At 46.0% G+C, this 22,127-nt stretch carries 24 protein-coding genes; 15 read left to right on the top strand and 9 right to left on the bottom strand.

The window, feature by feature from the left end:
* Positions 1-192: 192 nt before the first annotated feature.
* From proB to MKHDV_RS18670, 6 genes are all read right to left on the bottom strand, one after another.
* A complete protein-coding gene (gene proB, locus MKHDV_RS04890; RefSeq protein ID WP_160712822.1) occupies positions 193-1,335 on the bottom strand; it encodes a glutamate 5-kinase in 1,143 nt (380 codons plus the stop codon).
* 14 nt (positions 1,336-1,349) lie between these two features.
* Positions 1,350-2,468 carry a GTPase ObgE gene (obgE, locus tag MKHDV_RS04885; RefSeq protein WP_160712820.1) on the bottom strand — a complete coding sequence of 373 codons (1,119 nt, stop codon included), beginning with the start codon at positions 2,466-2,468 and terminating at the stop codon, positions 1,350-1,352.
* Between the two features lie 393 nt (positions 2,469-2,861).
* Complete coding sequence (gene rpmA, locus MKHDV_RS04880; protein ID WP_160712818.1) at positions 2,862-3,137, bottom strand: 50S ribosomal protein L27; 276 nt, start codon at positions 3,135-3,137, stop codon at positions 2,862-2,864.
* Positions 3,138-3,162: 25 nt separating this feature from the next.
* Complete coding sequence (rplU, locus tag MKHDV_RS04875) at positions 3,163-3,471, bottom strand: 50S ribosomal protein L21 (RefSeq protein ID WP_160712816.1); 309 nt, start codon at positions 3,469-3,471, stop codon at positions 3,163-3,165.
* Positions 3,472-5,405: 1,934 nt separating this feature from the next.
* Positions 5,406-7,148 (bottom strand): cbb3-type cytochrome c oxidase subunit I, encoded by a 1,743-nt coding sequence (locus MKHDV_RS04870; protein ID WP_216846856.1) that lies wholly within the window; start codon positions 7,146-7,148, stop codon positions 5,406-5,408.
* On the bottom strand, positions 7,081-7,764 hold the full coding sequence (locus tag MKHDV_RS18670; RefSeq protein WP_216846855.1) for a hypothetical protein: 684 nt from the start codon (positions 7,762-7,764) through the stop codon (positions 7,081-7,083). The genes MKHDV_RS04870 and MKHDV_RS18670 overlap by 68 nt, the downstream gene beginning before the upstream one ends.
* A 256-nt stretch (positions 7,765-8,020) precedes the next feature.
* Between MKHDV_RS18670 and rfbA the strand changes: the two genes are divergently transcribed.
* Positions 8,021-8,887: a glucose-1-phosphate thymidylyltransferase RfbA gene (rfbA, locus tag MKHDV_RS04865; RefSeq protein WP_160712814.1), complete on the top strand. Its 867-nt coding sequence runs from the start codon at positions 8,021-8,023 to the stop codon at positions 8,885-8,887.
* A gap of 112 nt (positions 8,888-8,999) precedes the next feature.
* Here the strand turns inward: rfbA and MKHDV_RS18590 are convergent, their stop codons facing one another.
* Complete coding sequence (locus tag MKHDV_RS18590; protein WP_162859832.1) at positions 9,000-9,140, bottom strand: hypothetical protein; 141 nt, start codon at positions 9,138-9,140, stop codon at positions 9,000-9,002.
* Between the two features lie 188 nt (positions 9,141-9,328).
* Between MKHDV_RS18590 and rlmD the strand changes: the two genes are divergently transcribed.
* The 12 genes from rlmD to truA all read left to right on the top strand — a co-directional run bounded on the left by rlmD (position 9,329) and on the right by truA (position 17,397).
* Entirely contained in the window at positions 9,329-10,729 is a 1,401-nt protein-coding gene (rlmD, locus tag MKHDV_RS04860) for a 23S rRNA (uracil(1939)-C(5))-methyltransferase RlmD (RefSeq protein ID WP_160712812.1), read from the top strand.
* Between the two features lie 354 nt (positions 10,730-11,083).
* The gene (locus MKHDV_RS04855) at positions 11,084-11,359 is read left to right on the top strand and encodes an AtpZ/AtpI family protein (protein ID WP_160712810.1); all 276 of its coding nucleotides are present in this window, start codon (positions 11,084-11,086) and stop codon (positions 11,357-11,359) included.
* The gene (locus MKHDV_RS04850; protein WP_160712808.1) at positions 11,334-11,765 is read left to right on the top strand and encodes an ATP synthase subunit I; all 432 of its coding nucleotides are present in this window, start codon (positions 11,334-11,336) and stop codon (positions 11,763-11,765) included. Before MKHDV_RS04855 ends, MKHDV_RS04850 begins: the two co-directional genes overlap by 26 nt.
* Before the next feature lie 3 nt (positions 11,766-11,768).
* Positions 11,769-12,470, top strand: a complete 702-nt coding sequence (gene atpB / locus MKHDV_RS04845) for a F0F1 ATP synthase subunit A (RefSeq protein WP_160712806.1) — start codon at positions 11,769-11,771, stop codon at positions 12,468-12,470.
* Between the two features lie 78 nt (positions 12,471-12,548).
* Positions 12,549-12,857: an ATP synthase F0 subunit C gene (locus MKHDV_RS04840; RefSeq protein ID WP_160712804.1), complete on the top strand. Its 309-nt coding sequence runs from the start codon at positions 12,549-12,551 to the stop codon at positions 12,855-12,857.
* Positions 12,858-12,948: 91 nt separating this feature from the next.
* Complete coding sequence (locus MKHDV_RS04835; protein WP_066855414.1) at positions 12,949-13,593, top strand: redox-sensing transcriptional repressor Rex; 645 nt, start codon at positions 12,949-12,951, stop codon at positions 13,591-13,593.
* Between the two features lie 136 nt (positions 13,594-13,729).
* Positions 13,730-14,668, top strand: coding sequence for an S-adenosyl-l-methionine hydroxide adenosyltransferase family protein (locus MKHDV_RS04830; protein ID WP_160712802.1), 939 nt, complete (start codon positions 13,730-13,732; stop codon positions 14,666-14,668).
* A gap of 2 nt (positions 14,669-14,670) precedes the next feature.
* Positions 14,671-14,964, top strand: a complete 294-nt coding sequence (locus tag MKHDV_RS04825) for an adenosylcobinamide-GDP ribazoletransferase (RefSeq protein WP_160712800.1) — start codon at positions 14,671-14,673, stop codon at positions 14,962-14,964.
* A complete protein-coding gene (locus tag MKHDV_RS04820; RefSeq protein WP_160712860.1) occupies positions 14,909-15,409 on the top strand; it encodes an adenosylcobinamide-GDP ribazoletransferase in 501 nt (166 codons plus the stop codon). Before MKHDV_RS04825 ends, MKHDV_RS04820 begins: the two co-directional genes overlap by 56 nt.
* A 124-nt stretch (positions 15,410-15,533) precedes the next feature.
* Complete coding sequence (fliJ, locus tag MKHDV_RS04815) at positions 15,534-15,968, top strand: flagellar export protein FliJ (RefSeq protein WP_160712798.1); 435 nt, start codon at positions 15,534-15,536, stop codon at positions 15,966-15,968.
* Positions 15,895-16,620: a MotE family protein gene (locus MKHDV_RS04810; protein ID WP_160712796.1), complete on the top strand. Its 726-nt coding sequence runs from the start codon at positions 15,895-15,897 to the stop codon at positions 16,618-16,620. Before fliJ ends, MKHDV_RS04810 begins: the two co-directional genes overlap by 74 nt.
* A gap of 3 nt (positions 16,621-16,623) precedes the next feature.
* On the top strand, positions 16,624-17,397 hold the full coding sequence (gene truA, locus MKHDV_RS04805) for a tRNA pseudouridine(38-40) synthase TruA (RefSeq protein WP_160712794.1): 774 nt from the start codon (positions 16,624-16,626) through the stop codon (positions 17,395-17,397).
* Between the two features lie 229 nt (positions 17,398-17,626).
* Here truA and fliM read toward each other — a convergent pair whose 3' ends face one another.
* Together fliM and MKHDV_RS04795 are read right to left on the bottom strand one after the other, a co-directional pair.
* Positions 17,627-18,607, bottom strand: a complete 981-nt coding sequence (gene fliM / locus MKHDV_RS04800; protein ID WP_160712792.1) for a flagellar motor switch protein FliM — start codon at positions 18,605-18,607, stop codon at positions 17,627-17,629.
* A 214-nt stretch (positions 18,608-18,821) separates the two neighbouring features.
* Positions 18,822-19,283, bottom strand: coding sequence for a hypothetical protein (locus MKHDV_RS04795; protein ID WP_216846854.1), 462 nt, complete (start codon positions 19,281-19,283; stop codon positions 18,822-18,824).
* A 162-nt stretch (positions 19,284-19,445) separates the two neighbouring features.
* Here MKHDV_RS04795 and MKHDV_RS04790 point away from each other — a divergent pair, with 162 nt between their 5' ends.
* Positions 19,446-20,987: an ASKHA domain-containing protein gene (locus MKHDV_RS04790; protein WP_160712788.1), complete on the top strand. Its 1,542-nt coding sequence runs from the start codon at positions 19,446-19,448 to the stop codon at positions 20,985-20,987.
* Positions 20,984-22,111: a small ribosomal subunit Rsm22 family protein gene (locus MKHDV_RS04785; RefSeq protein WP_160712786.1), complete on the top strand. Its 1,128-nt coding sequence runs from the start codon at positions 20,984-20,986 to the stop codon at positions 22,109-22,111. Before MKHDV_RS04790 ends, MKHDV_RS04785 begins: the two co-directional genes overlap by 4 nt.
* The last annotated feature ends 16 nt before the right edge of the window (positions 22,112-22,127 follow it).

Below are 22,127 nucleotides of genomic sequence, written 5' to 3'. Positions count from 1 at the left end.
ATATGTCTAACAGACTATGTGTACCCGTCACAAAAATCAGTCCTAATCGGGGTCAAGGGGACGCGTCCCCTTGCGGGGGTGTAGGGGGCGGAGCCCGCCTACTCGCCGAAGGCAATCACAAACACTGCCTCGTCAAAATAACTATTCACATAAAAAAAGCCCTGCCACGTTTGCGGCAGGGCTTGAATTTTTTTAAACTACGGCGTCCATGAGTAAGTTGTCACGGTGAATTGCTTCCGTGTAACAACTGGCTCCCATGATCGCTTCCAGTTCATCGCTATGTTTGCGAAGAACCTTTTTCAGATCACCGGATGCATAGTTAGTCAGTCCCATACCAATGACTACGTCATTTTCTGAAACAACACGAACAAGTGCACCCTGACTGAACACGCCGTCTACACGGGTTATTCCTGCCGGAAGCAGGCTTTTACCACGCTCAACAAGCGCTTTTTCAGCCCCGGCATCCACAACCACTGAACCTTCTGGATCAGAATGGTATGCGAGCCAGAACTTACGGCTGGATACTTTCTTGGTATCCGGACAAACCCACGTACCCATTCTTTCGCCCGAGAAGGCACGCACAATGGCATCCTTCTGCAAACCTGAGATAATGAGTGTCGGTACGCCAAGCTGCGCCGCACGACCGGCAGCAGTCAGCTTTGAAAGCATACCGCCGGTACCGACGGTGGTTTTACCTCCGCACATAACCTCAAGATCAAGAGACTGAATATCTTCAATCACCTCAATAGGCTTTGCGTTCGGGTCACCATCAGGGTTGGAAGTATATACACCTTTTGCAGAAGTCAGGTTGATGTATAAATCCGCATTCACCACGTTTAAGAGCAGTGACGCCAAGTTATCATTATCCGTAAATGCCAGTTCCGCAGTTGCGACAGTGTCATTTGCGTTTACGATCGGGATAGCACGCCATCCAAGTAATGACGCAAAGGTGTTACGTGCATTAAGCAGACGGTTACGGTCTTTCAAGTCATCACGGGTAAGCAGAACTTGTGCAGACATTTTTCCGTTGGCAGTGAACTCTTCATTGTAAAAATGCATGAGTCGCCCCTGACCTACGGCAGCTGCAGCCTGCTTATCCGGCACGCCTTTAATCTCACAACACGTTTTCAGAACAGTTCTGCCCGCTGCAACAGCACCGGAAGATACCAGTACAACCTGCGTTCCGCGGTCATGTAACTGCGCCAACTGACGTGTAAGATTCTTAATAACTGTAAGGTCTACTCCCAAACCGGAAGTAAGGACAGCGCTACCAACTTTAACAACAACACACTTAGCCCGGTTCAGAACCTGCTCGCGCTCCTGTTCCCAATCCATGATTCACCTGCGATTTATTCTTCAGTCACCCATACAACTTCTACATCGGAGAAGTCTTCTTTTTCCTCTTCTTCGTCCTCAAGATCCCATGTACGTGCGGTGTTAACCGGTGCGCTCATGTCGAGAGTATCACGAAGCTTCCACATCTCTTCAACAACTTCTTCCACACCAACATTGTTAAGTGCAGACATAAAGTAGATGGTTCGATCATCTTCAACAGCTTTTTCTTTAAGATGCTCCACAATCTCTGCGTCAGCAAGGTCAATTTTGTTAATAACCTGAATCTGCAAGCGATCGCCGAGAACTTCATCGAATTTAACAAGCTCTTCGTTGATAAGGTCAAAGCCGGACCAAGGATCTTCGAGGTCAACGTCTTCAATACTGAGGATATGAACGAGGAAACGGGTACGTTCAACATGCTTCAGAAAACGATGACCAAGACCCTGGCCTTCGTTAGCACCTTCAATGAGACCCGGAATATCTGCGATAACCATACGCTGGTCAGGATCGAACTCGTTGATCATTACCCCAAGGTTTGGTGTAAGAGTCGTGAATGCATAGTTTGCAATCTTTGGACGAGCTGCAGATACTTTTGAAATAAAGGTAGATTTACCAGCGTTTGGAAGGCCAAGAAGACCTGCATCAGCAAGGATTTTAAGCTCAAGGCGAACCTTAACAGCGTCACCCGGTTCACCCGGCTGGGCAAAACGTGGAGTACGCATAGTTGCTGATTTAAAAAATTCGTTACCGTGACCACCACGACCGCCGGCACAAAGAAGAATCTCTTCACCAGGCACGGAAAGGTCAGCCACAAGTTCTTCTACGCCATCTTCACGAATAGCATAGAGGAGCGTACCAACTGGCAGATCAAGAATAAGGTCTTTACCTTTACGACCATACATCTGGCTACCGCCACCGGAATGGCCGGTTTCTGCCGCGTAGTTACGCTTTAGGCGAAAGTCGTACAGGGAGAGCAGTTTGGAGGAACCGCGTACATACACGCTACCGCCGTCACCGCCGTCACCGCCGTCCGGTCCGCCTTTAGGAATAAATTTTTCTCTACGGAAAGAGACGGCGCCGTTACCGCCGTGGCCGGCACGAATATTGATGATTGCTTCATCTACAAAACGCATAATTAATTGCCTTACCTTAAGACTGTTGACAAATCCCCTTCTGCACAGGCGCTAGACCTGTCCAGTGCAAGATACGAGAAAAAGTCTGGGCGATACATAGGTGTCCTATGTGAGCGTTGTTCTTTTTACAAAGTCACGCCAGTAACCGTCTGTAATTATCAAAGCAGAACGGAAACATATGCCCTAGGGGTTTGCCGCAATATGCGGCTTTGCCATCAATCTATCTTATGGTTAAATTTTTGCGAAATTGTATCGCATGTGCCTGCGTGCGTACAGGGTTAGGTGCTGTATAATGGGTACGAAAACTTCGTCCGCAGTAAAACCCGCTCTATACACAAAAAAAAGGCGGAAGCGCATTGCGACTTCCGCCTGTAAGGTCACTATAAAAGTGGATTACTCAGCAGCTGCAAATGGAACAATGCATACGCGAGTTTTCACAGCTTTCTTGCGCATGTACTTTTCGTACTTAACTACGCCGTCAACCTTTGCGAACAGGGTAAAATCTCTACCCATGCCTACGTTTTCACCAGGGAAAACTCTTGTGCCGAGCTGACGAACAAGGATGTTGCCAGCAAGAACACTCTGACCACCGTAGATTTTAACGCCACGTCGTTGGCCGTTTGAATCGCGACCGTTCCTGGTACTACCACCAGCTTTCTTATGAGCCATGACTTACACTCCTTTCAAAAATTTACTAGGCTTCGATGCCTGTGATTTTAAGAGCAGTGAATGCCTGACGGTGACCCTGCTTTTTACGGGAGTCATGACGACGACGCTTTTTGAAGATGATGATCTTCTTGCCACGGCCATGCTCAATTACTTCAGCGGTAACTTTAGCACCTTCAACGTAAGGAGCACCTACGGAAAGCTCATCACCACCAACCAAAAGAACTTTATCGAGAATGATTTCGCTACCAGCTTCTGCTTCGAGCTTCTCAACAAAAATTTTTCCGTCTTTTTCAACACGGAACTGCTTACCGCCAGTCTCGACGATTGCGTACATAATATTTATCCTCCAAAGAAAGAAAGGTAGACGATACCTCTTTCCAAGGAAAGGGTGTCAACCTGGTTTGCTTTTTAAGAGCAATATGTCAAAAGGGAAGCAATGCCCTATCATGCGATTTCTCGATTGACAAGTATCTATTTACTCTTTCCAATCGTTTCAGCCAAGAAAAAGTTAAATACTCCGCGTTAGATGGGACGTTAAAGACGCCCCCCTATTATCTTGCTTATTTCGCCTCTGAACATATCATTGCCGCTAAGAAAATTTATAACTGACAGCAACATACGGTTCTAGTAGTCACTAACTGAGTGTGTCTCATCTCGTGTCCGGAGAGAAGTACCGCACCAAGGCCCTCCCCCAAGGCTTTTCTCTCCGGACCCTGCAAGTAATAGGGATCGATCCTTATTTCTATATTTGATAGCCCCGAGCATAATCGGGGCTATTTTTTTGCCCTTTGTCCTGCGCCCAAGGAAATTATACACCGGTTAAGCCCACTCCATGAAAAATCAATAGCACAACTTCCGTCCCGAACTAGCACAGCCACGACCTATATATTGATAAAGCACTACGCAAAAATTCACGCTATCATCACAAAGGATTTTTGCTCTTCGAGCCACCATTCAAAAAGTGCTTTTTCTCTGCCCAGCCCGACCTATTCAATTTCATTGTTATGACGTTATCTGTTCTACGCCAGTTATTGCGCTGCAGATTAATGCTCTACTCCAGTGCCCCATTCTGCTCTGAAATTGAAGTTTCGCATTCCAACGCTATTTCATTTTGACACGGCAATTTCGTATTACAACAATCCTCTGTGTCCCATTACCCAATCAAATATGCACCGAACCGAATATGAAATTGAATGCGTTATGCCTATGAAACAATACCACTTCATAAAAGCAAATAAGCCAATCGCAGCAATCCCCTGTGCAATGCGCGTTTGGAAACTGTTACATCACCGCCAAATGTACTTTTGAAAATTCTTCAGCTCGATCAATCTCTCGTACAAATTCTTCGTTTCAAAAAATTCAACAATGGAAAGCATAACCCAAAAAGCTCACTTCCTGCATCTCTTTGCTGCGAAAGCGCACAACGCACAACATCTTCATAACTTACTTTTTTACTTAATAATTTTATACATCTAAAACACTCACAAGCTTGTTTCCGCACACACTAAAAAACTATACTGCAAGCATTATATCAACCTGACGCAACACGACATCGCAACGCACAATAAAGAAATGCACACTCACTTATCAAGACCGCGCACTTATCTAAATAATAACTCCACATTCCTTTTCTGCTGTGTCTCATTGACACACTAAACAGGAAACCGCTTCCAAAGCGTGAAACAGGTAGTAACAAAGTTTCATTTTTTAAAACAAATATGTGCAATATTTTCGGATGAATAGAAATCAGCATGGCAAAACTAATGAAACTGTGCGGTTTTTACTGCTTGCATCTTGAAAAAAATAGCCGTATCTAACACTCACATTATTGAGGTGCAGCACTGTTTGTTCCATACAGACAGGTGCCGACCCAAACGGAAGCGACTAACTCCACTTAGCTCTCTCACCGTTACACCCGATAATAGAAATTTGTAAGACCCGTGTTATTAGTGGCCTTAGTACAAGATGAGATACGATAACGAATTTTCTACTAGGCATATCCGGTTCTTCTCCACTTACCGGATAACCGCACACTAGACACCTGTCTAACATTTAGCCCGCTTTCGTGGCAGAAAGCGGGCCTTTTTTTGTCTAATGTTCATCGAACAACATTGACGCAACTGCATCCAGTTGCACCATCCTGCCTCCACGCAATCAACAGTTTTCCACACAGAAACAGCACTACGTTCAACGTATATTGTACCGCATTAACGCGCTGTCTCCATCCAAACACTGACTTGTTTGCATGCAAAGACAATCAGTTTTCATTTAATGCACTGTTGTTCCATTTTTCCGATAAGACCAACCAAGTTTCAGTCCTACGACAAATATCCCTATGGCCAATGCGCCGACTGCAAAAACAGTATCACCTATCATACGCATCCAGCGTAGCAACGACATTAAGTCTGTCTGCAAAAACTCAGCGGATCGTGCGTACCAAAGGCCATGCTCAACGCTTGCCCATGTCTGCAATAATCCCACAGGAAGCAATGACAATAAGACTTCCAGTATCAACCCAATATTCAATGCCCAAAATCCGAACATCAAAATGTGTATATTCCATTTGCGGCTTGGATCATACGCTTTGAAGCAGAATAACATCAATGCAAGACCTAACATTCCGTACACGCCAAAGAGGGCTGTATGAGCATGCACCGGAGTCGTATTGAGTCCCTGCATGTAATATAACGCAATCGGCGGGTTAATGAAGAAGCCAAACAACCCTGCTCCTACAAGATTCCAGAAAGCTACTGCAACAAAGAAGTAGATGATTACACGGTAATCCTGAACCCAGCCTTGAATTTTTGCGATACTCAGATTCTGCAAGACTTCAAATGCAATCAATATGTATGGAACAACTTCTAAAGCACTGAAGACTGCGCCAAGTGAAAGCACTGAAACACTGGTTCCCGTAAAGTACAGATGATGGAACGTGCCGATGATACCACCTGTAAGAAATACAATTGTAGAAAAAATGACGGCAAAGGTGGCAATTCGAACGCGCAACAATTCTAACCGTGTGAACAGGAAGGCGATGACCACTGTTGCAAAAACTTCAAAAAAGCCTTCAACCCACAGATGGACAACCCACCAGCGCCAATATTCTGCGATGGCTAAATGTGTCTGCTGTTGCCACATCAAACCTGCACCATAAAACATGGCGATCGCCGCTGTGGAGAGTAGGAACATAATGAGCAGCTGTCTTGAGTCATTCGGTATTTTCACTGCAGGCCATAGTGCGCGAGTCATAAGCAGGAACCACAGAATTAAACCGATGAATAGGAAAATTTGCCAGAAACGACCCAGATCAACATACTCATATCCCTGATGCCCGAACCAGAAGTTCATGGTAAGCCCCATCTCCTGACGGGTGGCGTACCATGTCCCAAAAAGTGTTCCGGCAACAATAATGAGTAGACATACAAACAGGAAATTTACTCCTGCTCGCTGCCACGGTGGTTCATACCCCGAGACTGCGGGCGCTATAAACAACCCTGTTGCCAGCCACGCTGTTGCAATCCAGAAAATTGCACATTGAAGATGCCACGTTCGTGTGACGGAGTATGGAAGATAATCTGCGAGAGGAATACCGTAAAAACCCTGCCCTTCAACGCCATAATGCGCTGTAAGAGCACCCATTCCTATTTGTAGCAGGAAAAGAGCAACCACGACCCAGAAGAACTTGATTGTTGCCCGCATGGACGGCGTCGGCTTGAGAGGAAGAAGAGGGTCTGTGTCCGGTGGATTCGGATCATCACCATGTTTTTTATTCAACACAGCATAGTACCATGCAAGCAAGGCAATGCCCGCTAAAAGAAGAACAAAGCTAATTACCGACCATACAATAATTTCACCAGACGGCCTATTGGCGATTAATTCTTCAGCAGGCCAGTTGTTTGTGTATGACACAGGAGCAGCCAGTAAGCCTCCGGTAAGTGCAGCTTCATTTACGACGTCTTGTGGCCGGGCTGCTGCACATGCCCAACTTGCCCAGAAAAAAAAAAGCTCCAAGCTTCCTCAGACGCTCTTTTCCTTCAATAGTATTATTTGCAATAGCGTAAGCTTTACGCAAATCGCGTGGACTTTTACCTGCATCCGCAAAAGGTTTTACGTCAGGATCAAACTCCATCGCATCAGAAAAGATCGCACCGTAATAGCGGGTCATTGCCTTAGCGGCCTTTACTCGATCTTCAGAAAGAGTAAGGCGACCGGTAGCTTTGTCATATGTATTGGTTCTAAATTCTTGAATAAGACGTGCCCGTAGGCTTGCCTGCTCAGCAGGACCCAACGAAACATACGGACGATGGAAGGAAGATTTCGACCAATTTTCCAAAGTGTACAGGCACTCACGGTGCAGCCAGTCGGCTGTCCAGTCTGGAGCAACGTATGCGCCGTGCCCCCATACTGAACCTACTTCCTGACCACCCATCGACTGCCAGATATTCTGGCCATCCAGAATATCCGCGGCTGAATACAGAACTTCTCCTGTCTCTGCCACGACAGTATCCGGAACAGGCGGTGCCGTTTGATAGAGTTTTACGCCCTGCTGAATAAGCACGGCAAAACCGATAAAGACTACAATGCCTAAGATCACCCAGAGCTTTCTGTTTCCAGTCTGATGCTCCATGTGTAACTCCCGTTAACGCCACCGTCCCCCAGTCCGGCAACATCAACAGTGTATACTTTTAATTCAACCGCACAGACGAACCATACTGAATATTTCTTGTTAGGGATAGGATTGTTCCTAATATTTCGGCTATTTTTCTTTAGAAAATAGATTTTGCACGTACAAAAAATACTATGACAATAAAATCAGTTGCGAATGCGCGATGCAGCACGTAAAAACAAATCCAGATTATCCCGACGAATAAGGAAAGAATTTTATGAAAGGCATTATCCTCGCTGGTGGCTCCGGCACCCGACTATACCCGATTACACGCGGTGTATGTAAGCAATTGCTGCCAGTATACGACAAGCCGATGATATATTATCCGCTCTCTACGCTAATGCTCGCGGGCATTCGCGAAATTTGTATTATCTCTACTCCTGAAGATCTTCCTCGATTTAAAGGAATGTTCGGAGACGGTTCCCAACTCGGACTGAAACTTGAATACATAGAGCAGCCGAAACCGGAAGGTTTGGCGCAGGCTTTCATTCTTGCTGAAGATTTCATTGGTGATTCTTCTGTCAGCCTTATCCTCGGCGACAACCTCTTCTACAGCGACGGCCTGACCGAAATGCTGGAGCGTTGTGCTGCTACGACCCATGGCGGAGTCGTGTTCGGATACCATGTACAAGATCCGGAACGCTATGGTGTTGTGGAATTTGATGCAGACTTCAACGCTTTGAGTGTTGAAGAAAAGCCTGAAACCCCTCGTTCTTCCTACGCGGTGACCGGTTTGTATTTCTTTGACAACCGTGCTGTGAAGTTTGCCAAACAGGTTAAAGCATCACCACGCGGTGAGCTTGAGATAACTGACATTGTGGATATGTATCTGCAGGAAGGGACTCTTAAAGTGGAAGTGCTTGGACGGGGCATGGCATGGCTGGACACTGGAACATTTGATTCCATGCAGCAGGCATCATCTTTTGTGCAAACAGTACAGAGTAGACAGGGCCTGAAAATTGCCTGTATTGAAGAAGTGGCATTTTTTAAAGGCTACATTGATAAAGAGCAGCTACGCATCTTGGCTCAGCCAATGCTGAAAAATGATTACGGTCAATATTTATTGCGGCTCGTAGAAGCGTAGAGTTTTAAAATAAAAAAAACCGTTACGTAATTGCCAGTACGTGACGGTCTTTTTCTTTGTAGACATAACTTGCCGGATACAACCGTAACACGGGGTATCCTAAATGAAAATTCTAATGATCGAGATGTTCGCCTTTTTTCACGCGGTAGATCGCAGTGGAAAAAATGACCACAAAGTAAATAAAAATAAGGCCAACGCCCACAAAGCCCTGTGGGGTTGAGTGCATCATGCCTTCAAAAAGCTCACCTAACATAGCTCCACTCCTTTACTCTCTTTCCAATAACCCCTGCAACGCAAAAAAAGTAGTTGCGCTATTTAGTAAAAATGTCAAGATCAGTTTTGTAAAACCAACGATACTTTTATGCCGTGATCCCTTGGGGCACAATGGCATACTATTTCTTTATAACCTTTTCTCCTATTTTTCATCTTACCGGATTTCATATGACAACCAAAGACTCACAGTTCGCTACGGGCGACACCCTTACCGTGACCATCGACGCGCTCGCTACTGGCGGGAAAGCACTTACACGTTTAGACGGCATGGTAATCTTCATGGACAGAGGTCTCCCCGGCCAAACTGTTGAAGTAAAGATTACTAAAAAGAAAAAAAGATTTGCAGAAGCAGTAATGACTAAAGTTATTACCAATGCTCTTGACCAAATCACTCCACGCTGCGCCCATTTCGGCACATGCGGCGGCTGCCTCTGGCAGAATATGGAATACAAAAAACAGCTCGAATGGAAAAAACGTTTCGTATCCGACAGTCTCAGCCGCATCGCCGGCACTCAGGATCTCGAAATTAAAGACCCTATTCCATCTCCTGATACGTTCTTCTACCGCAACAAAATGGAATTTGCGTTCGGCGAAAAACAGGGTAACATCACCCTCGGAATGCGCCGCTATGCTACCCACAACGTTGTAGATTTGCAGGAATGCTACCTGCAGACAGAACATACAGTAGAAATTCTTGCTCTCGTTCGCGAATTCGTAAACGCAACCCCTGCACTTACTGCATACGATGCAACTGCTCGTCACGGGTATCTGCGTTTCCTCGTTATTCGTGAAACCAAACACACAAACCAGTGTATGGTGCAGATCATTACCGGCAAAGACACCACCAACAGCGATTCGCAGCACCGTGCTATTCGCCAGCTTGGCCAGCTCCTTCAGGAACGTATGAATGTAACCACATTTATCCATTCCCTGCGCACACACACTTCACAGGTTGCATACGGTGAAAAAACATATGTTGTTCTGGGACAGAAATCCCTTACCGAAGTTTTAAACTTTGAAAACGGCATGCGTTCCCTTTCCCTTACATCCCACGCAGACGGGTTCTTTCAGGTAAACACAGACGCAACAGCACGCCTTTACGGCACAGCTATTGATCTTGCAGAGCTTAGCGGCACTGAAAAAGTATGGGATCTCTACTGTGGCGTAGGTGGACTCGCTCTTGCTGCTGCTCCTAACGCAAAAGATGTTTTTGCTATGGAACTCAGTCCTCAAGCCATTTCATCCGCAAATGAAAATGCACAAATCAACAACATTGAAAATGTTCGTTTTGTCAGCGGTGACGTACGCAGCGCTCTCAAGGATGAAAAATCCCAGCCGGATGTTGTTTTCGTTGACCCTCCACGCTCCGGCATGAATGCGGAAGTTGTGGAACTGCTTATGAAACGCGCTCCGAAACGCATCATTTACGTTTCCTGCGACCCTGCAACTCAAGCACGCGACATCGCCACTTTGAGTACTAAGTACACCATTACAGCTGTTCAGCCTGTGGATTTATTCCCGCAGACTGCGCACATTGAAAACATCGTACGCCTTGATCTTACAGACTAGAATATAAAGCAAAAAAAGAGTGAAGCTGCATGCTTCACTCTTTTTTTATGCCCAACGCACCACTATTCCTCCCTGCAACGCTCTAAAAAAATATCAGTTTCCTTCAGATAAAAATCGAGTTCATTTTTCACTTTTTTTCTCCTCTTTTCAAAGGCAAAAGTGTTGCAAGAGTTACTCACAAAGCACAATTGGTTGCATACTCAACCTGCTTATTTTGTGTGAAAAAAAGAACAAAAAAGCAGCTTCACACGTTGACGCAGGGTACCGTGCGTGATAACTCCAAATCAACTTGTGAACGATTGCACGAAGTGGTCCAGCTTACGCAGCACTTTCGCATGCTAAGGGAAATCATTTATGGTCGTTAAGAAAAACAAGGGTGCTAATCCCGGAAAATACGTTGATACCATGGGAACAGTCGGAACGATTGGTCTACACATGGTGTCTCACCCCGCTGTGGGGGCGGTGGCCGGTTATTATCTGGATGATTGGTTAGGAACGAAACCTTGGATGTTCATAGTATTTTTGATTCTCGGCGTAATTGCCGGTTTCAGAGCTGTGTATGCTGATACTAAGAAGGTAATGAGGAATCAGGAAAAAGAAGAGAATGAAAGATTTAAGCGAAAAGATTGAAAAGCGTCTGTACTTCAAAGGATTCAGACTGCCTGATATCCGATCGATTCTTCGGATCCAGATTCAACTCTGCGGCATTGCCATTGTTACAGCACTTTGCACGGTCTGGTTTAGCGTGTGGCCAATTACATTTGCAATTGGGGCAGTAATAGCCACGTTAAGTTTCTTTTCAATTGCCAAGTTCATACAGCAAATCATCTTGCAAGAATATGATCGAAGCATGCTGACTGGAATGCTATTCAGATTCTATGGTCGTCTACTTATCGTCGGAGTGGTAGTTGCCGCTTTGATCGTAAAGGTACACGTTCCTATGATGGCACTTGTGGCCGGTTTGGCGACAAGTATGGTAACGATGCTCATCTGGATGATTTCTAGACAGAATGAGCGGAAAACCAAGGAGGCTTAGGATATGGCAAGTGGTTTGCCTCATCCGGTGTTGCTCGCGCCTGCATTAGGCATGGACAGCATTGAAATCATGGGGAAGGTAGTCAATTTCAGCCATGTGTTTTACACATGGATCGCTATGGCGATTCTGTTTACTTTGGCCTTCCTTGTACGTGGACAAATAAAACTTGTTCCCGGAAAGTTACAAAACGTTTTCGAGGTCATCATTGGCGGTCTCGAAGATTTCGTTGTGAGCAACATCGGTGAAGACGGAAGAAAAATCTTCCACGTCCTTATCGCTCTGTTCCTCTTTATTATTACAATGAACCTCATGGGCCTTGTGCCGGGCTTCGATGCTCCGACAGCGAACGTTAACACGAACGCAGCAATGGCTCTGTTTACTTTCGGTTACTACAACTGGGTTGGCCTCAGACGATGGGGTCTCGGTTACATCAAACACTTCTGCGGTCCCTTCTGGTGGCTGTCTCCGTTGATGTTACCGTTGGAACTTATTTCTCACTGTGCTCGTCCACTTTCTCTGACACTCCGTCTTTTCGGTAACATCAGAGGTGAAGAAATTGTTCTGATCCTGTTCTTCCTGCTTGCACCTATCGTAGGTACTATTCCGATCTACTTCTTGTTCGGTCTTGCTAAGTGCTTGCAGGCATTTATCTGGTTCATGCTCAGCATGATCTACCTCAAAGGCTCACTCGAACACGCGCATTAGTCCGCATGTTCCGGCCTTATTACCGGGGGAAATGGTCTTTGACCAACTAACATAAAATAATTTTAGGAGTGTTTCAAAATGCGTAAGTTTCTTATGATTGCTCTCAACACCGTTGCTCTGATCTCTATCGCTGCTGTAGCATTTGCAGCTGATGGCGCAAACACATACGGCGACCTCGTATACTTCGGTGCTGCACTCGGCATGGCTATTGCTGCTGCTGGTTGTGGTATCGGTCAGGGTCTTGGTCTGAAAGCTGCTTGTGAAGGTACTGCACGTAACCCAGAAGCATCTAACAAAATTACCGTTGCTCTTATTCTTGGCTTGGCATTCGTAGAATCCCTCGCTATTTACGCTCTCGTTGTTAACCTTATGCTTCTTACTGCATAAGCTTACGACTAGCCTTTTAGAGGAGGCCGTTACTACGGCCTCCTCTTTTTACCTTAAACTATGAGAATTATTTCACAAATTTGGAGCGTTCATGCCTCAACAAAAAAGTGAACATATCCCAAGAGCGACCATTCAACGTCTGGCCGTATATGTTCAAGTGTTGGAAAATCTTCAGCGCGAAGGTACTGAAGTTATTTCCTCAGAGCCGCTTGCAAAAGCGTGCAATGTTAACGCTTCACAGATACGTAAAGATCTTGCTTACTTTGGCGAATTCGGTGTGCGTGGTGTTGGTTACTACGTCAAGAATCTCATCGCTTCTATCACTAGCGCTCTTGGTGTTGATAGAGAATGGCGAACCGTTCTCGTTGGCGTAGGTAACCTTGGTAAAGCTCTTTTAAATCACAAAGAGTTCCGTCTTCGCGGTTTTAATATTGTTGGCGCATTTGATTGCGACCCATTCAAAATTGGTGAAGAAGTATCAGGCCTAGAAGTTGTTTGTACTAAACGTTTACGCGAAATGATTGGCGATAACGGCGCCGAAATTGGTATCATAACCACTCCGCCGGAACGCGCTCAGCGTGCTGCCAACCACCTTGTGGAAGCAGGCATTAATGGTATTCTTAACTTTGCTCCGTCTCGCATTACCGTGCCTGACCATGTAAATGTTGAATACGTAGACTTTTTCCACCATTTGTACGCACTCTCATTCAATATCACTCATCCGAATACTAAATAGTACATTTGGAAACGTATTAGATTACAGCGCTCGCTTACCGGTCGAAAATTTTTTTCCTTTTTTACCCCGTATACTGTTGTGTACGGGGTAAAAACGTTATGATGGGGTCTAGTTTTCTACTTTCTGGAGGAAAAACATGTCTCTTAGCTTTTTTCTACTCACAGACTTTGGTAGTACAGATCCTTACGTTGCGCAGATGAAAGGAGTGCTCAGCACCCTTGCACCGCAGCATCAAATTATCGACATTACACACGACATTGCGCCCTTTAATATAGCGCAGGCAGGATACTTTCTAGACTCAACTATTGAGCATCTACCGCCTCACTCTGTCACCATTTGCGTTGTTGATCCGGGCGTAGGAACTACCCGCGATATCTTGTGCATGGTATTAGACAACAAAGCCGTTCTCGCTCCTGACAATGGTTGCTTATCATTCCTTCACGCTCGTTTTCCTGATGCACCTATTTACCGCATCATGCAGCACCATCTCCCCCTTGAGCATACATCCCCTTCTTGTACTTTTCACGGTAGAACGTTGTTCTCTCCGCTGGCAGCCGACCTTGCTTTGCATATTGAGCAAATTCCATCTTATGTGGAGTGCACTAGTCCTACGCCGTTCAGTAAAAATTCTACGCAGGATTGCAGGCTGGAAACATTCCCGCCACAACCTACGAAGACTGATTCTATTCTTACTCCGTACATGAAACGCTACGGGCATCATCTCACAGACACTATTGTCACTCTGCCGGAGTATGTGGCAAAAGAGCATGACAATGTAATTGAAACGCATGTGCTGCATATAGATCATTTCGGCAACATTATCCTAGGCCTACCAAGCGAAGAATGGCGTCAACGAATTGCGAACGGTGGGGAACTTACTCTGTACACACAGACAACTCGCCCGCTCAGATTCATCTCCGCCTATGCTGATCTGACAGAGAATCAAATTGGTGTAATCTGCGGTAGTCAGGGATATATAGAAATTGCTTGTAATATGTGCTCAGCAGCGCAGTTCATCAACCTTCAGCTTGGCGAACTCATTAAGATAGCTCTCTCTGATCCGCCTGAGATGTAATAATGCTGACTCGATTCTGGACTGAATATATGACGGCGCTCAGTTTTATGACGCGCCTCGGTTGCGCACGCATGTACTCAAATGAAGAGATTGCCGCTACCATGCGTCAATTTTATGCTGTCGGACTTACTGTCGGGGCACTCATCACCCTGCCATTCGCACTCGGTGCCTTTTCTCAACATCCTTGGGTTCAAGCATGGCTTTGGGTGTTTCTATCCATATGGGTAACACGAGCTCTTCATTGGGACGGGTGGGCCGACATCTGGGGATGGATGGGGGAGCTGTGCTCAAGGTGAGCGATTCTGGCAGATCGTCAAAGACAGCAGAGTCGGTGCCTTTGGCGCTATAGCTATGGTCATCGGAATTCTCGGACAAACCCTGCTTGCTCACGAGTTGTTTCTGCTCGGAAGCTGGCAGGTACTTATTTTTGCGCCTATAGCAGGACGCGTAGCAGCTGTTGTTTTAGGTGGATTAGGTGATGCACCAGAAGCCTCCACACAAGGACGGCTTTTCCTTCAGGGCGCTACCCGCTCTACCATAATGGTACAGACAGCACTCACAGTTGTTACAGGCTTCTTTCTTTGCGGCTTTCTTCCAACCGTGTATACAGCTCTGCTCTGCGCTTTCCTGCTGTGGTCATTTCTACGACTGGCAAAAGTACAAGGCGGCATAAACGGCGATTTCCTTGGCGCTGCTGTTGTCGGCGGTGAACTTACTGCCATGCTTGCCTATCTCATGTAATTGTCATTTCTTTCTATCAATTCTTTCCAACATCCATCATTCCGGCCACTTCGGCACGGAACATGCTATAACCAGTATACATCTAGGTAACATGTCATTCGGTTGACACTACTAGGAAGGGGTTATGGCACCATTCAAATTCAAGTTGCAGCAGGTGCTCGAATACCGAACGCAGCTGGAAGATCAGGCTAAGCTTGTGCTTTCAGAAGCGCAACGCAAGTACGAAAAACAAGTACGACGTGTTGACGGATTGCGGGATTCGCTTGCCGACAATCTGACGCTCATGAGCACAACTTCGGACCCTGCTCAAACATGGATTATTCGCAATTTCCTGCAAGGTTTGCGTCAAGATATTAGCACTGCTGAACATCGTCTGCTTACTATTGCACAGGAACTGCATTCTGCACGGCAAGATTTGACTGAGAAAGCTCAGGAAAAGAAGCTACTGGAAAAACTTAAAGAAAATCAAGCAAAGCGGCACGCACATGAAGAAAAGAACAAAGAACAACACCAGCTCGACGAAACAGCAACCCTTAGGTTCAAAGCTCAAGCTTTCTAAAATCTGCAAGCTTCTTGGTTGCGCAATTCTGTTCAAGCTCATTCTCGTAGGCTCTATTGTTTTCGATGCTGACACACAGATTGCTTCTATTTTGCCAACAAGTACTACAACAACTGTAGCAACCGTGGCAGAAAAAGCTTCGCTCACGCTTGAAGAACGCTTTGCACAGGTCAAACAGAGCTTGCCAACTTCTCCGGCAACGCTTACTACCAGCAAAGCGCATGCAGAAGAAAAAGAAGCCCCTAAAAAACCTGCTCCAAAGCCCAAAGCTGAATTAGATTCCATGACACGCGACCTGCTCAAAACCAAACAGGTTGAGCTGAACAGACGTGAACAGGAACTTTCAAGACTTCAGGCAACCATCGATGGAAAACTTGTTAAATTGCAAGCACTTGAAAAGCGCCTTCAGTCTATGCTTAAAAACGCAAAAGAGACTCAGGACAAAAAGATGAAGCACCTTGTAGATGTGTATTCCAACATGAAAGGAAAACAAGCTGCACAGGTTCTTGAATCCCTCGATGAACAAATTTCTGTTAAAATTTTGGCTGGCATGCGCGGACGAAAAGCAGGTGAAATCCTGACATTTGTTAGAGCGGACAAGGCTGCACGTCTTTCCGAAGCACTGACAAATATGCAGTTACCATTTGAGTAGAGAATGCCTCGCATAAAAATTACTGTCGCCTATATCGGTACCCACTACGTGGGATGGCAAATTCAACCTGCCAGGGTTGAACATCCGCAGCCGACTATTCAAGGCGAAATTGAAAAAATTCTGACCGCTGTCACCGGCACTCTTGTTAGAGTGCATGGCAGCGGTCGTACTGATTCCGGCGTTCACGCGGACGCTCAAGTCGCGCATTTTGATCTGCCGGAAAAATGGGCAAAAGTTAACTGGCAAAAGATTTTTACAACAAAATTGCCACACGATATTGCTGTAACGAGCGTAGCCATCGTGGATGACGATTTTCACGCCCGTTACGATGTTACAGCTAAAAGCTACACCTATACCCTGTGGCTTAATAAACATTACATCCTGCCTGCCCGTTATCCATTTGCATGGAAGATAGGCCCGCTGGATATTCCTGCTATGGAAGCTGCTGCAACCTGTTTATTAGGTGAGCACGATTTCGCGACCTACCAGAATGCCGGATCAGATATTACAAACACTGTCCGCAACATTACCAGCATCACCCATTCGTGTCCGGATTACGCACAACATGATAATTTACCGGAAGAGCTTGTCTGGACATTTGAAGCTTCCGGATTTTTAAAACAAATGGTTCGCAATCTTATGGGAACCATCGTTGCTTGCGGAATGCATAAAATTGCGCCGGAATCCATACCGGAAATTCTAGCAGCAAAAGACAGAACTGCAGCACCTGCTACGGCACCTGCGTGTGGACTGTCCATGCATAAAGTCTTCTACTAAAACACGCGACGCCCCCATCCTGCCTGCACTTTCAGGCATCCCCCTTTTCTTAACACGCGTCCTTATTTCTAGTCCTTAGACAAACGAGAAGGCCGGATAAATCCGGCCTTCAGTTGAACACGCATAACCATTTGTCCAAGATACGCGCACCGTGCCCTCTGCACAGTATGGAATTACTGTACGGTTGTTGATGCGTTGTAGCTATTACATTTTTAATGATAATTACTAGCTACGTGTAGCTTGGCTCTTCTTCTTTGACGATTTGGAACGCTTTATTTGATTTTACCGTGCCACAAATTCCCTGAAATTTTTTGACGCCAGCAATCGTGGCTTCAAGCAGGTCGTCTGTGTCTGTGTCCAATAGAAGGACATCGCCGATTTTAAGGCGAAGTAGCTGGTTACCTGTTATTTTTGATTCACCGAAGCGAATTTTCATGTCAACAGGAGTCTCAAGCAAGCGTTCTTTAAGGCGGGAAACCCATGCATGGTCAACTTCCAGACGTTCTGTCTGGAAACTTGCATGCAACTTGGAACGAATTGGTTCAATGGTTGCGTATGGTAAACACATAATCATCGATCCGATAGCGCTTTCCAGCTCAACCTCAAAGGTAATGACAACTACTACGTCACTTGGTGGTACAATTGCCGCAAACTGAGGGTTAATCTCAGAGCGTACAAGCTCCAGATTAACTTCGTGAACAGGACGCCAGCTTTCTTCCATGTTATCCAGCGCAATTTTTATAACGCGGTCAACAATGGCTTGCTCAATGCGTGTAAATTCACGACCTTCAATTTTTGGCTGACTACCCGCACCGCCGAAAAAATTTTCTACCAGCGCAAATACAAGTCGGGAGTCGACAACCACTATGGCGTTACCACGTAGCGGTTCCATTTTGAAAATATTGATACTTGTCGGAACAGGCAAGGAACGCATAAAATCGCCGAATTTCGTCATATCAATCGAAATAGGGTTCAATTCAACACGCTTACGAACAGCGTTTGAAAGTGCGTTAGTGCACAGACGTGAAAAGCGGTCGTTTACAATCTCAAGAACTGGCATACGGCCACGGATGATCCTGTCCTGATTGGCAAGGTCAAATGCCACAATACCAGTTTCATCTTCCGGAATATCCGATTCACTTTCGATTTCGCCGCCGGATAATCCCCGCAGCAGAGCATCTACTTCGTCTTGTGCTAAAATCTTATTCATACGTCCTGTATCTCCGAAAACCTGTATTCATAACCAGCGCAAAGCACGTGGCACGCAATCAGGTAGGAATTTTTTGACACAACATGTGTCTGGTTAGATTTTATGCACTATTAATGCCAATACCTAGCCCAAACTCATTGTAGAGTGCAGCAGCCCATATCGATGCATAATAAGCAGACATATCTATCTCCATAAAGCACACTAACATGCTATTTTATTGAGGATATTTTGCTTTTACAAAGTCTACATCATGCTGACTTGCATAGCCGAGCATAACAATAGTTTCTGCAACCCCATAGGGACAGGAAGTTGACCTGCGATATTTTTTGACCCTGTCCAGATCACGTTCAGTGATTATTTTTTGACTTACCAGTTCTTGCTCGAACGTTCCGTGTGCTCCGCTGGGGGTACTGGGACTTTCATCCATTCCCACCTCCTTTTGCGAGCTACTTTCGGCTCTCGCCATGCGCAATTTATTGATTACAATCTTCTTCTCTTCACGCTTGGAAATAAGCGCTGCCTGCAACTCAGTAACTTCACCATGTAACGAACGCCGCGCTTTCTTTGAAGCATAAATCTTATCTTTCATTTTGGCTGTAGCAAAAAAATTGCATCCTGCAGCCAAACAGACAAAAATTAGACCGCAGAATCCTAATACAAGCAGATCCATTTCCACCTCTTTTCATAAACGTTAGGCTGAGGACAATACACCCCACTCTATACTTTATTGAAACTAGGGCAACTTACCTGCTTTCATGCAGATTCTCAACCTTCAAGATTAAGCGTAAGAAGAGTCCCGCTTTCAACCTGACATGTTTTGTGGCATGGTCTTTTTACTATGCAGATTACCATCATTGATTACACCGGTCGGAAAAAGTCCCTTCACGTTTCTCAGGCAGAGCCTCGTACTTTGGCTCAGGTTATTTTTACCAGCGGACTTGTCCTTGCCCCACCCCTCTGCTCAGGATTGGGTCAGTGCGGAAAATGCAGAGTACGCTTCGTGGAAAATGCCCCTTTACCTGTTGGACCTGACACACTCATCTTTAAAGAACATGCTATTGACGCGGGCTGGCGTCTGGCATGCAGGCATGAACCAGAAGACGGTATGATCATTGAAATACCGGAGAATACCTACGTTAGACATGTCGAAATTGCAGAATCAAGCAGCAAAGCATTACACCTTGCTGTAGACCTTGGTACTACCAGTATGCACTGGTCACTGCTTGATGGTGAAAAACGCATTGCTTTCGGCTCTGAACCTAACCCGCAGATGGGCGCAGGTTCTGAAATCATGTCGCGTCTCAGTTTTGCCGCTACAGAATCCGGCAAAGAAATTTTACAAGACCTTGTTGTCAGCAGAATTGCAGAACTTATTACAGAACTTACACAAGATTCCTTCGGAACTGTTGAGTCTATTGCTGTTGCAGCAAACCCTGCAATGACCTACCTACTTCTCGGGCTTGATACATCTTGCCTTGCCACCGCGCCTTACAACCTTACATATAAGGGCGGCAGTATAGAAAAGATTGGTGATTTACCTCCAGCATACATTGCGCCACTTGCTGCGCCGTTTGTAGGCGGAGACTTGACCGCAGGGCTAGTTGCGGTTTTGAAAAAAGATCCGGAATACCCGTTCATCCTTGCAGACATGGGTACTAACGGCGAATTCATTCTCGCCCTCAGCCCTGACAACTACCTTGCAACCAGTGTAGCGCTCGGGCCTGCATTGGAAGGCGTTGGTTTGCATTATGGTGCAACAGCGGCAAAAGGTATTGCGACATCATACAAGTTAACCCCTACCGGTCTTGTTCCGTCTGTTTTGGATGCAACCTACGCAGACGGCATTAGCGGAACAGGGTACCTTGCACTGATTCACGCATTACGAAAAATCAATTTTATTTCCAACGACGGACTGTTCATAGACAAGCAAACTCAAGGATTGGGTGAACGTCTGGCTGAACGTCTGGAGATTCGTCACGGCATCCAGCATTTAGCACTGCCTGACAACATGTTCCTTTCTGCAGAAGATATTGAAGAGTTCCTCAAGGTTAAAGCAGCGTTCACGTTTGCCTTTACCCGCATTTTGGAAACCGCTGATATTTCTGCAACGCAATTGAAAAATATTTATCTTGCCGGTGCTCTCGGAGAGCATGCCGCAGTGCAGGATCTTGAAGGATTAGGATTCATTCCGGCTGGAATGGGCTCCAGAGTGGAAGCTGTAAACAACACCTCCCTGCAGGGAGCTGAACTGATGCTTATTGACCCCACCCTACGCAGCATGGCAGAAAGCCTGACCGCAAACTGTGAAGCCGTTGATCTCACCGCAGACCCCGACTTCACGCAAACATTTATGCGCCACATGCGCTTTACATTTATATGAGCACAGTTCTTTTATTCCCAACAGCAAAAATTCGTGACACCTTAGAAGGTTACGAAAAAGTTTTAAATAAAGCCCTGCCTATTAAGGCAGCGCACAAGCGCGATCTCCCTTATGCTGTGGCAGATCTTTCACGCACGCTTACAAACGAACGTGGTGGTATGCGAGCCAACTACTGGTCTACCCCGCGTACACTTTCTGCGTACATTCGCTTTTTCCTTCCTTGGAACTTGTACAGACTGTCATGGCTTTTGCCGCAGTTGCACATTCCACTGAAAAACGGCGATACAATATTAGACTTAGGCTCCGGTCCGCTTACCTTCGTGCAAGCATTGTGGCTCAGCCGTCCTGACTTACGTAACAAAGATCTTACGTTCATCTGCACCGACGTGGCTAAAAAGCCTATGGAGCATGGTCGTAGAATCTTTGAAGTAATGGCAGGTGTTGAACCGGGGCAAGGCCCTTGGAAGATCAAACTGGTTCGCGAAACTCTCGAAAAAAGCCTGCGTCATAACCACGGCAGAATGGCCTTAGTTACAGGCGCAAACGTTCTTAACGAGCTTTCCGCAAACCGTGGTCAAACAATGGAAGACCGCTTCTTCGACCTTGCTCACAACATGGCAAGCGCCTGCAAAGAAGACGGCTCTGTCTTATTCGTTGAACCGGGCACACGCCTTGGCGGTAAAATTATCGGGCTTACCCGTGAAGGTCTTCTTGAAGAAGGCTACCGACCGCTGGCTCCATGCCCTCATGACGTTGAATGTCCAATGCTCGACCGTAGCGCAACAAGCTGGTGTCATTTCAACATGACAGCAGACCATGCGCCGAAGTGGCTGCGCGACCTTACTCAGCGTGCCCGTATGAACCGCAAGAATGTTAGCCTCAGCTTCCTACTCGCTACTAAAGCTGACCCTGAATACGCGGAAAACGTACGTGTACTGTCCGATCCGGTAATTATTCCGGGCAGACAGCAGAAAGCTCGTTATGCCTGTTCTAATAAAGGTATTGCTTTACTGCACGAAGCTGAGAATTTCGAAAGCGGCAGCCTTGTTAATGTCGAATGGCAGGACAAACCACGAGTAGATGCTAAATCCGGTGCTTTGGAAGTATTCCCGAGTCGCCGATAGGTAGATTATAGGAAAA

Origin of the sequence: Halodesulfovibrio sp. MK-HDV, from assembly GCF_009914765.1 — a bacterium.
Lineage (GTDB): Bacteria > Desulfobacterota > Desulfovibrionia > Desulfovibrionales > Desulfovibrionaceae > Halodesulfovibrio.
This window is presented reverse-complemented; position numbering and strand designations above follow the sequence as displayed.